Below are 11,874 nucleotides of genomic sequence, written 5' to 3' on the forward strand. Positions count from 1 at the left end.
TCTTAATAAGACTTGCTAAATTTGCTTTTTTAGTAAAGGAGAAAGGTAAATGTCAAATTTATCAAATGAAAGTATGCCTATATATGAGGCTTTAAATAGATATAAAAAAATGAGAATTGTACCCTTTGATGTGCCTGGGCATAAAAGAGGCAAAGGGAATAAAGAACTTACAGAGTTTTTAGGAGAAAGTTGCCTTACAGTTGATGTGAATTCCATGAAACCTTTAGATAATTTGTGCCATCCAGTATCGGTAATAAAAGAAGCTGAAGAACTTACAGCAAAGGCCTTTAAAGCAAAACATGCATTTTTTATGGTAAATGGAACAACTTCTGCAGTGCAGGCTATGGTTTTGTCAAGCTGCAAATCAGGAGAAAAAATAATAATGCCAAGAAATGTTCATAGAAGCGCTATTAATGCACTTATTTTAAGTGGTGCTATTCCTGTATATGTTAATCCAGGAACTAATAAAAAAATAGGTATTCCTTTAGGTATGTCTGTTGATGATGTAAAAGAGGCAATAATTAATAATAAGGATGCTAAGGCTGTTCTTGTAAATAATCCTACATATTATGGAATATGTTCCGATTTAAAAGAAATTACAAAGCTTGCTCATAGTTATGGAATGAAGGTTCTTGTTGATGAAGCCCATGGAACTCATTTTTATTTTAATGATAATTTACCAACATCTGCTATGGAAGCAGGAGCAGATATGGCTGCTGTTTCTATGCATAAAACTGGTGGTTCTCTTACTCAAAGTTCAATACTTTTAATTAATAATGATGTAAATAAAGGATATGTTCATCAAATTATAAATTTAATGCAAACAACTAGTGCATCATACCTTCTCCTTTCATCTCTTGATATTTCAAGGAGAAATCTTGCGGTAAATGGAAGCAAAATGATTGACAAAATAATAGATTTGGCTGAATATGCAAGAAAGGAAATAAATGAAATTGGCGGCTTTTACGCTTATTCAAAAGAACTTATAAATAAAAAGGATTTTTTTGATTTTGATATAACAAAGCTTTCTGTAAATACTTTAGGTATGGGTCTTGCAGGAATAGAAGTGTATTCAATACTTAGAGATGAATATGATATTCAAATTGAATTTGGAGATTTAGGTAATTTTCTTGCAATTGTTTCTGTTGGAGATACTAAATTTGCTATTGAGAGGCTTGTTTCAGCTTTATCAGATATAAAAAGAATTTATAGCAAGGATAAAACTGGTATGATAGATCATGAATATATAGAACCTGAAGTAGTAATGTCTCCTAAAGATGCTTTTTATGGAAATAAAATTGTACTTCCTATAAATGAAAGTATTGGGGAAGTATCTTGTGAATTTGTAATGTGTTATCCGCCTGGAATTCCTATACTTGCGCCAGGGGAAAGAATAACTAAAGAAATACTTGAATATATTTCTTATGCAAAAATGAAAGGATGCTCTTTAACAGGAACACAAGATGAAAAAATCGAGTTTATTAATGTTTTAAAGGAGTAGTAAAAATGGAATTATGGTATACTGAAGAACATTCAAAAGATGTTCGTTTTTCAATAAGAGTAGACAAACAGCATTTTACAAAGCAAAGTGAATTTCAAAGAATTGATATAATGGAAAGTAATGAATTTGGTAAGTTTTTAACATTAGATGGACTTATGATGGTAACAGAAAAGGATGAGTTTATTTATCATGAAATGATAATTCATGTTCCAATGGCAGTTAATCCTAATATTAAAAAGGTTTTAGTTATTGGTGGCGGAGATGGAGGAAGTGTAAGAGAACTTACTAGATATGATAATATTTCAGAAATTCATATGGTGGAAATAGATAAAGAAGTAGTTTCGGCTTGTAGGAAGTATCTTCCAAGTTTATCTTCAAAGCTTGATGATGAAAGAGTTACAATTTTTTATGAAGATGGTCTTAAGTTTATAAGAAATAAAAACAATTATTATGATTTGATAGTTGTAGATTCTACAGATCCTTTTGGACCTGGTGAAGGATTGTTCACAAAAGAATTTTATGGAAATTGCTTTAGAGCTTTAAAAGATGATGGTATACTTGTAAATCAGCATGAAAGTGATTACTATAGAGATTATGCAAATTCTATGAAAAGAGCTCATAAAAGAATAGATGAAACTTTTAAAATTTCAAAGGTTTATCAAGCTCACATTCCAACATATCCATCTGGACATTGGCTTTTTGGCTTTGCATCAAAAAAGTATGATCCTATAAAAGATTTCAATGAGGAAGCTTGGAATAAACTTAATATTAAAACTAAGTATTATAATACTGAGCTTCATAAAGGAGCTTTTGCTCTGCCAAATTATGTTAAGGAATTAATGGTGGTTGAAAATGATAGATAATTGTAAAGAAACATTTATTTCATGTGAAAGTACTTATGAAAAATCTAATATAGTAATTTTTGGAGCACCTTTTGATGGAACAACATCCTATAGACCAGGAACAAGATTTGGAAGTAAAGCCATAAGATCAGAATCTTATGGAATAGAAACCTATAGTCCATACCAAGATAAGGATTTAACATCATATAATATATATGATGCTGGTGATTTAGAACTTCCTTTTGGTAATACTGAAAAAGTCCTTTCAGATATTGAAAATTTAACATTTGAAATATGTAAAAATAAAAAAATACCATGTATGCTTGGTGGAGAGCATCTTGTAACATTAGGAGCTTTTAAAGGTGTACATAAGATATATGATGATATATGTGTGATTCATTTTGATGCCCATACAGATTTAAGGGAAGATTATTTAGGTGAAACTCTTTCTCATGCTACAGTTGTTAAAAGAATTTATGATGAGGTAGGAGATAATAGAATTTATCAATTTGGAATTAGATCTGGAGAAAAATATGAATTTGAATTTGCTAAAAATCATACAAAACTTACAAAGTTTAATTTTGATGGATTAAGGGAAGCTTGTGAAGCTTTAAAAGGAAAACCTGTATATTTTACAATTGACTTAGATGTTTTAGATCCCTCAGAATTTCCGGGAACAGGGACTCCAGAAGCTGGTGGCGTTAGATTTATGGAACTTTTAAGTGCAATAATTGAAGTTTCTAAACTAAACATAGTAGGATTTGATATTGTTGAACTTAGTCCAATGTATGATCAAAGTGGTAGATCAACAGCAATTGCCTGTAAAATATTAAGAGAACTTTTGCTTGCTATAAATAAATAATATTACCTACATAAAAGTAATATTTTATAAAAGTAATATAATTATGGTAAAAAGCTAGAAATTTTTTCTAATATTGATATAATAGATAGTGTAGGAGTTTTTGGCAAACAATAAAATAGTATATATTTGTATAATATATAATTTAGGAGCAGCAAATGTACAATATTAATTTTGAAGTAAGTGCAGCTTTATTACTTAGTGCACTGCTTATGTCTATATATACTAAAAAAAGAATAAAGGATAGAAGAAATTCTCTTTTAAGTGCAATGATTTGGACGACTCTTATTTCAGCATTATTTGATATTGCAATGTGTTGGAATTCACCTATAAATACTGGCATTTCAAGGAGACTTATGATTTTTTTCACAATTGGATATTTTGTTTTTCATATTGGAGCAACAATTACATATTTATTTTATAATATTTTGCTTGGAAGAAAGGATTATGATTTTTCACAACCAAAGAACATTGTTTTAATTGTTCCTTTAATAATAGACTATGTGCTTATATTTTTAAGTATAAAATTCAATATTATATTTAAGGTGGATGTAAATGGTGTTTATAGTAGAGGTAATTTAATAGGTATAATGTATGCCATAGCGTTATTTTATATAGTTCTTGGAATAGCTAATATATTTACCTTTAGAAAGAATATACCTTTTCAAAAGCGTTTTGCTTCATATGCACTATTTATTTTAGGAGTAGTAGGTCTTGTAATTCAGTATTTTTATCCAGAGATACTAATTGAAACATTTTTTTCTGCTCTTGGTATTACTATTCTTGTTGGTACAGTTCATAATACAGAGGAACTTACAGACTCTGCTACAGGGGCATTTAATAAAAGAGCTTTTATAGAAGTGTGTTCAAATAAGATAAATTCAAATATGAATTTTTCTGTAATTGTTGTTTACATTGATGATTTTAAACTTATAAATAAAACTTTTGATGCAAAGTACAATGAAGAAATAAAAGTAAGAATTATTGATTATCTTAGAAACTCCTTTAGAAATAATGAACTTTTCAGATTTACAGATAGTACATTTTGTATAGTATATAATAAGAAATATGAATCTCATGTGGAAAATTATCTAAAAACTATCAATAAAAGGTTTGAAAAACCATGGAATCTTCAAAAAATGTCTATTAAATTTTCTGCACATTTATGTGCATTAAAATATAAGAAGGATTTTAATTCAATAGAAATGCTTTTAGATTATATAGAATATATACGTACTGAAGGTTTTAAAATTCCTAAAAAAATATTGCAAGTATCTGATCTTGATATAAGTAATAGAAATAGAATAAGAGAAGTAAAAAAACTTGTAAGGCGCGCATTGGATGAAGATGAATTTTCAGTTGTTTATCAGCCTATTTATTCAGTAGAGGAAAATAGAATTATTTCTGCAGAAGCTCTTGTTAGACTTAATGATAGATCTCTTGGCTATATTTCACCTGAGGAGTTTATTCCTATTTCGGAAGAAGATGGAAGTATATTAAAAATAGGTGAATGCGTTTTTGAAAAAGTCTGCAGGTTTCTGAAAACAAGTAGTTTAAGTTTGCTTGGAATAAAATATATAGAAGTTAATTTGTCAGTTGTGCAATGTATGGAAAATAATTTGGTGCAAAAATTAAAAAGAATTATGAATACCTACAATATTAATCCAAGTGAAATTAATTTGGAAATTACTGAAACTGCAGCTGCTAATAGGGTTGAGATGTTAAATAATAATGTTATTGAACTTAATAAATTAGGAATTGAGTTTTCATTAGATGACTATGGAACAGGATATTCTAATATGAATTATATGTTAGAGCTTCCATTTAAAATTGTTAAAATAGATAAAAACATATTTTGGACAGCATTAAAGGATGAAAGAGCTATGGTTGCTTTAGAAAGTACTATAGCAATGATAAAAAAGTTAAATCTTGAAATAGTTGTAGAAGGTGTAGAAACTGAAAAACAACTACAAAAAGTTAAAGAATTAGAGTGTAATTATGTACAAGGTAATTATTTTTCAAGACCTTTACCTAGGGCTGAATTTAAAGAATATGTAATTAATTTTAATAAGAGAAAGCAATAAAGTTATTTTTTATGAATTTAAGGCTGGCTATCACAAAATAAAGAAAAATTTTGTTTTGTGATAGCTTTTATAATTAAACATTATGAGGTGATATAATGGATGAAGTAAGTAAAGAAGGTTTAAAAAAAGATATATATACAGAAAATGAATCTCTTCAAGATTTTTATGCAAATAAATTAAATGAAAATGATATAAAAATATTAAAATCATTAAATGAACAAACTAAATTTATAGAAGCTAATTTTTATGCTGATAATTTGCGTAAAATGGGATTTGAAATATCAAGTGATGCAATAGATATTTCTCTAAATAGTGAAGAAATTAATTCCTATAGCAAAGAATATATAAAAATAGAGAGAGATGGATTGTTTGGCCTTGCGTCTTTATTATCTTCAAGAATATACATTCCATGTGAATATGAAAAAATTGAAAAAAATAGTCAGTTTAAATTTAATGCCTTTGTATTAAAGAAAGGTGAATATATATATATTTATAATTACGACAAAGATGTGATTATATCTAAAGTAAAAGCAGAAAAAATAATTTCTGTTATGGAAGGTAATAACATAATTATTAAAGATAATGAAAAAATAGGAATATATAATATATTAAAAAATACATATGTTCTTGATTGTGAATATGAAGATGTATTTTATTATGATGATAGAATAATTGCGATGCTTAAAAATAATGTTATCACAATTTACAATTATATTAATTCAAAGGTATTGTTAGAATATAAATTTTCTTCTAATGAATATTATATGGAAGGAAAAGAATTATCATCTAAAAATATTTTTGTCATTAATAAGGAAAATAAACTTGGATTATTAAATATTTTTACTGGTGAGTTTTTGGCAGTGCCAGAGTATGATGAAGTGAAGTTTGTTGAGTGTTATGGCAAAAAAAATATAGTTATATTAAAAAAGGAAAACAAATATGGTTTATATAGTTTAGATAAAAAACAGTTCATTATTCAATGTATATGTGATGAAATAAAAGTGGCTAATGAAAAATTAAGAAAATATATTTTTATATATACAATTAATGGACTTAAAGGGGTAGCAAGTTGTGACAAAGTAATAACTAATTATGTTTTTAACGAAATAATTGTTTATAATAAGGGATTGTATATGGTTTGTAAGACAGACAAAAATTGTTATGTATATAGTAATGATAAATGCTTGTTTACTTTAGACAATAATTCTAAATTTAAGATGATAAACTTAGAAAGTAAAAGATGCATTTTTAAGGGTACAAGATTTAATGATAAGGACATAATATGTGTAGATATAAATAATAGGCGAGTTATAGATGGAGATTTAATGTATTATTCTATTGAAAAAGTACTTGAAGATAATAAGGGATATATTATTAAGTCATATAACAATCATTATTTTATTTTGAATATAGAAAATGATGATATATACGATAACATAATAAAAGATAAACATTATACAAATGTTAAGAAATTAAAAAAGTATTTTGTATTTTTTAGAGATGATAAATGTGCTTTAGCAGATACATATGGGAAACTTATAACAAGAAATAGATATGATGATATTTATGAAAATGAAGAAGGGTTGATTATTTTTAAGATGAATGATTATGTAGGATATTTTCATGACAATATAGTAACAAAATGCATGTATAATCATTTAGTCAGCTTTTCAGAGGATAATAAATTTATTCTCGCAAATAAGGAAGGAAAAAATGGCCTTTTATTAAATGGTAAAGTTATTATTCCATTTGATTATGAAGAAATATTTTTAGCAGACGAAAATTATATAGATGAAATATGTAATATTTTTAATATTTCTAATATATATGAAAAAATAAAATATATAGTAAGAAAATGTGGCAAATATGCAGTTTGTTCTGAAAAAGGATTTGTTATGTCAGATTTTATATTTCTTGAAAGGAAATCTTTATGTAAAATAACAAATATGAAAGATGCTTATTTGTAATGAAAAAATCAATATGATAAAGTTGCTTTGATAATCAAAGTATTTTGGAGAGTGATAATATGGTAATTAGTCCTAAGGTTAGAGGGTTTATATGTACAACAGCACATCCTAAAGGATGTAAAGAAAATATAAAAAATCAAATTAAATACGTAAAAAGTAAAGGGAAATTTAAATGTCCTAAAAATGTATTAATTATTGGAGCATCCACAGGATATGGATTAGCTTCAAGAATATCATTATCATATGGTGCTGATGCTAATACTCTTGGAATTATGTTTGAAAAAGAGTCAAGTTCTAAAAGAACAGCCACAGCAGGATATTATAATACGAAATATTTTGAGGAATTTGCCAAAAAAGATGGGCTTTATGCAGAAACAATAAATGGTGATGCCTTTTCAAGAAAAATAAAAAATGAAGCTATAGAAAAAATAAAAAAAGATTTAGGGAAAATAGATTTAGTTATTTATAGCTTAGCAGCACCTAAGAGAATAACAGAAGATGGACATGTATATTCATCTACATTAAAAACAATAGATAAAGAATTTACCAATAAATCTCTTGATTTAAGAGATAATACAATAAATAAAGTTACTATTCCAGTGGCAAATAAAGAAGAAATAGAAAGCACAGTAAAGGTTATGGGGGGAGAGGACTGGCTATTATGGCTTAGAGCTTTAAAAGATGCTGATGTTTTGTCAAATGAAGCAAAAACAATAGCTTATTCTTATATAGGACCTAAACTTACTTATCCTATTTACTATTCAGGAACAATTGGCATGGCTAAAAAGAATTTATGTGAAACATGTTATAAAATAAATAATGATCTTAAGGATTTAAATGTTAAGGCTTATATATCAGTAAATAAAGCTTTAGTTACAGCTGCAAGTGCTGCAATTCCCATAGTTCCACTTTATATTTCTATTCTTTATAAAGTAATGAAACAAAAGAATCTTCATGAGGGATGTATAGAACAAATGTATAGATTATATAGTAATAAGTTTAATAACAGTAATCCTTCTGTAAATGCAGGAAGTTTAATAAGATTAGATGACTATGAAATGAAAGAAGAGGTTCAAAATAAAGTTATAGAAAATTATAATTTAATAAACACTGAAAATATAAGAGAATATGCAGACATAGATGGTTATTATGAAGATTTCTATCATATGTTTGGATTTAACATTGATAATGTAGATTATGATGAAGATATATTAGATTTTTAATTAGGCAACAATATTTAGCTATGAAATTAAGAATTAATAAAATTAAATGTTAACATTCTGTTAACAAACTATTGACCTAAAAAAATAAATAATTTATTATATATTAAGAAATACAGCTTAGAGCAAAAGGATGTGATTAATTTGGTTAGAAGTATGACTAGTTTTGGTAGAGCTCAAAGCAGTGAAAATGAAAAATATATGTTATCTATTGAAATGAAAAGTGTAAATAATAGATATTTAGATTTAAATATTAGAATGCCTAAGTTTATTAATCCTCTAGAACAAGAAATTAGAAATTTAGTATCCAAAAAAATAAAAAGAGGAAAAGTAGATTTATTTATTACTTATAAAAATTTAAATAGTAGTAGCGGAATATGTAAATTAGATTTAGACCTTGCAAAGTCTTACTTAGATTGCCTTTTAAAAATAAAAGATGAATTTAATTTAAAGAATGATATTTCTGTTTCTAAAATAGCTTCATTTCAAGATGTTGTAACCTTAGAAGCAAAAGAAGAAGAAATTGATGAATTTAAAGATGAATTATTCTTGCTTCTTAATAATACAATAGAAGATATGCTTAAAATGAGGGAAAAAGAGGGAGACAAGCTTAAAGAAGATATACTTTTAAAAATATCAGATATTGAGAAAAATGTTAAAGAAATTTTTAGCTTGTCACAAAAATTTCCTGTTAATTATAAAGAAAAATTAACAGAAAGAATAAAAGAACTTACTTCTGATATGGCATTAAATGAAGATAGAATAATGACAGAAGTTGCAATATTTGCTGATAAAGTTGCAATAGATGAAGAAATAACAAGATTAAATAGTCATATAAGTCAAATGAAAGACACCTTAGATTTAAATGAGCCAATAGGCAGAAAGCTTGATTTTATTATTCAAGAAATGAATAGAGAAACAAATACAATGGGATCAAAATCAAATAATATTGAACTTACAAACTTAGTTATAGATAATAAAAATATATTAGAAAAAATAAGAGAACAAGTTCAAAATATAGAATAATAATTTTTGATTTATAAAATGTGTTTATTTATTTTACAAAAACACATAATAAAATAGGAGGAATTTATGGATATAAAACTTATAAATATAGGATTTGGTAATATTGTATCTGCTAATAGACTTGTTGCCATTGTCAGTCCTGAGTCAGCTCCAATAAAAAGGATAATTCAAGAAGCAAGAGATAGGGGAATGCTTATTGATGCTACATATGGTAGAAGAACAAGAGCTGTAATAATAACAGATTCTGATCATATAATTTTATCTGCCGTACAACCTGAAACAGTTGCACATAGATTAAGTAACAAGGATGAAATAGTAGAGGAAGAGGTTGAGTAAAATGAAAAACAAAGGAGTTTTAGTTGTAATTTCTGGTCCGTCAGGAGCTGGAAAAGGTACAATATGTAAGGCACTTTTAAATAAAAATAAAAACTTACATATATCTGTTTCTGCAACAACAAGAAAACCACGTGATGGAGAAGTAGATGGAGTAAGTTATTATTTTTTAAGTGAGGAAGAATTCCTAAAAAAAGTAGATAATAATGAATTTTTTGAATGGGCTAAGGTACATGGAAATTACTATGGAACACCTAAAGCTAACATACATGAATTGTTAGATCAAGGCAAAAATGTTATTTTAGAAATAGATATTCAAGGAGCACTTCAAGTAAAAAAGAATTTTGAAGAAGGCGTATTTATTTTTATTGTACCACCATCAATGGAAGAGCTTAAAAATAGAATTATTGGAAGGGGTTCAGAAACACCAGAAACTCTTGCAGTTAGATTCCAAACAGCATATAAAGAGATAAATTATATTTCAAAATATAATTATTGTGTGGTAAATGATGTTGTTGATGAAGCAGTACAAAAGGTAGAAAATATAATTTTTGCAGAAGAATGCAGAGTAGATAAAATTAGAGGAACAATTTTAGATTTTGAGGAGGGTTTAAAAAATGAATGATTCAATGATTAATCCATCAGTAGTAGAATTATTAAAAAAAGTAGAGGATAGATATTCTCTAGTTATAGTAACATCAAAAAGAGCTAGGCAAATAATAGGAGGAAGTACTCCACAAGTAAAAGTAGAATCAAATAAGCCATTAACAGAAGCAATTAATGAGGTGGATCAAGGAATTGTAACATATGAAAAGGTCCTTGATACAAATAAGTAATATGTATAAAAATAAAACTGTAGTTATTGGAGTAACTGGCGGTATTGCTGTGTATAAGGCACTTGATGTAATAAGTGCTTTGAGAAAAAAGGACATAAATGTTCATGTTATTATGACTAAGTCTGCAACAGAATTTGTATCTCTCCTTACATTTCAGTCAATAAGTCAAAATCTTGTTACTGTAAGTATGTTTGATGAACCAAAAGCTTGGGAAATACAACATATTAGCCTAGCAAAAAAAGCAGATTTGTTTTTAGTAGCACCAGCTACTGCAAATATAATAGGAAAAGTAGCAAATGGTATTGCTGATGATATGTTATCTACAACTATTATGGCAACAAAAGCAAAAGTTATTTTTGCACCAGCTATGAATACAAATATGTATGAAAATGTAATAGTTCAAGGAAATATAAAAAAGCTTAAGGAATATGGTTATAAATTTATAGAACCTGATTCTGGAAGACTTGCATGTGGTGATACTGGCAAAGGTAAATTCCCTAAGCCAGATATTATTGTAGATAGAGTACTTCAAGAGCTATATGATAAAAAAGATTTGTTTAACAAAAATGTGTTAGTAACAGCAGGACCAACAAGAGCAAACATTGATCCAGTAAGATTTATATCAAATAATTCAACTGGTAAAATGGGATATGAAATTGCAATAGAAGCAAGAAACAGAGGCGCAAATGTTACTTTGATATCTGGACCAACAAATTTAAAGGCTCCAGAAGGAATAAATTTTATTAAAGTAACAGAAAATGAACAAATGTATAATGAGGTTTTTAAAGTTTATGATAATATGGATATTGTTATAAAGGCAGCAGCTGTAGCTGATTATAAAGCAAAAGAATTTTCAAATCAAAAAATAAAAAAATCTTCTGGAGATTTAAACCTTGTTTTAACTAGAGATAGAGATATTCTTAAGTCTTTAGGAGAAAAAAAGACACATCAAATATTAGTTGGATTTGCAGCTGAAAGTGAAAACTTATTAGAAAATGCTAAGGGTAAGTTACAAAGAAAGAATCTTGATTATATATTAGCTAATGATATTACAGCTAAAGATATAGGTTTTGCATCTAATGATAATAAAGTTACCATAATATCAAAGGATGGAAATTTAGTGCCTTTAGAAAAAATGAGTAAAAGAAGTGTAGCAAGAACTTTGTTTGATATTATTATGGAGAAGCGCTAATTTGCGCTTTTTCT

11 protein-coding genes are annotated in these 11,874 nt (G+C 27.0%); all 11 read left to right on the top strand.

Annotation, left to right across the window (positions count from 1 at the left end; genetic code table 11):
• Nucleotides 1-49: 49 nt before the first annotated feature.
• The 11 genes from ACTNAO_RS00315 (at nt 50) to coaBC (ending at nt 11,860) form a co-directional block, all read left to right on the top strand.
• Complete coding sequence (locus ACTNAO_RS00315) at nt 50-1,501, top strand: aminotransferase class I/II-fold pyridoxal phosphate-dependent enzyme (RefSeq protein ID WP_441027213.1); 1,452 nt, start codon at nt 50-52, stop codon at nt 1,499-1,501.
• A 5-nt stretch (nt 1,502-1,506) separates the two neighbouring features.
• Entirely contained in the window at nt 1,507-2,364 is an 858-nt protein-coding gene (gene speE / locus ACTNAO_RS00320; RefSeq protein WP_441027215.1) for a polyamine aminopropyltransferase, read from the top strand.
• Complete coding sequence (gene speB / locus ACTNAO_RS00325) at nt 2,354-3,205, top strand: agmatinase (protein WP_441027217.1); 852 nt, start codon at nt 2,354-2,356, stop codon at nt 3,203-3,205. The genes speE and speB overlap by 11 nt, the downstream gene beginning before the upstream one ends.
• 155 nt (nt 3,206-3,360) lie before the next feature.
• A complete protein-coding gene (locus ACTNAO_RS00330) occupies nt 3,361-5,286 on the top strand; it encodes an EAL domain-containing protein (protein WP_441027219.1) in 1,926 nt (641 codons plus the stop codon).
• A 95-nt stretch (nt 5,287-5,381) separates the two neighbouring features.
• Entirely contained in the window at nt 5,382-7,253 is a 1,872-nt protein-coding gene (locus tag ACTNAO_RS00335; RefSeq protein ID WP_441027221.1) for a WG repeat-containing protein, read from the top strand.
• Between the two features lie 59 nt (nt 7,254-7,312).
• Nucleotides 7,313-8,476 (top strand): enoyl-ACP reductase FabV, encoded by a 1,164-nt coding sequence (fabV, locus tag ACTNAO_RS00340; RefSeq protein ID WP_441027223.1) that lies wholly within the window; start codon nt 7,313-7,315, stop codon nt 8,474-8,476.
• A gap of 141 nt (nt 8,477-8,617) precedes the next feature.
• Entirely contained in the window at nt 8,618-9,499 is an 882-nt protein-coding gene (locus tag ACTNAO_RS00345) for a YicC/YloC family endoribonuclease (protein WP_441027225.1), read from the top strand.
• Nucleotides 9,500-9,565: 66 nt separating this feature from the next.
• Nucleotides 9,566-9,835 carry an extracellular matrix/biofilm regulator RemA gene (gene remA, locus ACTNAO_RS00350; protein ID WP_441027227.1) on the top strand — a complete coding sequence of 90 codons (270 nt, stop codon included), beginning with the start codon at nt 9,566-9,568 and terminating at the stop codon, nt 9,833-9,835.
• A gap of 1 nt (nt 9,836) precedes the next feature.
• Entirely contained in the window at nt 9,837-10,457 is a 621-nt protein-coding gene (gmk, locus tag ACTNAO_RS00355; protein ID WP_441027229.1) for a guanylate kinase, read from the top strand.
• On the top strand, nt 10,450-10,668 hold the full coding sequence (rpoZ, locus tag ACTNAO_RS00360) for a DNA-directed RNA polymerase subunit omega (protein WP_441027231.1): 219 nt from the start codon (nt 10,450-10,452) through the stop codon (nt 10,666-10,668). Before gmk ends, rpoZ begins: the two co-directional genes overlap by 8 nt.
• A 1-nt stretch (nt 10,669) precedes the next feature.
• Nucleotides 10,670-11,860 carry a bifunctional phosphopantothenoylcysteine decarboxylase/phosphopantothenate--cysteine ligase CoaBC gene (coaBC, locus tag ACTNAO_RS00365; RefSeq protein WP_441027233.1) on the top strand — a complete coding sequence of 397 codons (1,191 nt, stop codon included), beginning with the start codon at nt 10,670-10,672 and terminating at the stop codon, nt 11,858-11,860.
• Nucleotides 11,861-11,874 lie beyond the last annotated feature (14 nt).

The organism is Clostridium sp. HCP1S3_C6, assembly GCF_052066735.1.
In the GTDB taxonomy this organism is placed as follows: Bacteria; Bacillota; Clostridia; order Clostridiales; family Clostridiaceae; genus Clostridium.

What these genes read in the sequence shown, in the direction of transcription:
- ACTNAO_RS00335 (WP_441027221.1), top strand. Translation starts at nt 5,382, where the DNA reads ATGGATGAAGTAAGTAAAGAAGGTTTAAAAAAAGATATATATACAGAA.
- coaBC (WP_441027233.1), top strand. Translation starts at nt 10,670, where the DNA reads ATGTATAAAAATAAAACTGTAGTTATTGGAGTAACTGGCGGTATTGCT.
- ACTNAO_RS00315 (WP_441027213.1), top strand. Translation starts at nt 50, where the DNA reads ATGTCAAATTTATCAAATGAAAGTATGCCTATATATGAGGCTTTAAAT.
- speE (WP_441027215.1), top strand. Translation starts at nt 1,507, where the DNA reads ATGGAATTATGGTATACTGAAGAACATTCAAAAGATGTTCGTTTTTCA.
- fabV (WP_441027223.1), top strand. Translation starts at nt 7,313, where the DNA reads ATGGTAATTAGTCCTAAGGTTAGAGGGTTTATATGTACAACAGCACAT.
- remA (WP_441027227.1), top strand. Translation starts at nt 9,566, where the DNA reads ATGGATATAAAACTTATAAATATAGGATTTGGTAATATTGTATCTGCT.
- ACTNAO_RS00330 (WP_441027219.1), top strand. Translation starts at nt 3,361, where the DNA reads ATGTACAATATTAATTTTGAAGTAAGTGCAGCTTTATTACTTAGTGCA.
- rpoZ (WP_441027231.1), top strand. Translation starts at nt 10,450, where the DNA reads ATGAATGATTCAATGATTAATCCATCAGTAGTAGAATTATTAAAAAAA.
- speB (WP_441027217.1), top strand. Translation starts at nt 2,354, where the DNA reads ATGATAGATAATTGTAAAGAAACATTTATTTCATGTGAAAGTACTTAT.
- gmk (WP_441027229.1), top strand. Translation starts at nt 9,837, where the DNA reads ATGAAAAACAAAGGAGTTTTAGTTGTAATTTCTGGTCCGTCAGGAGCT.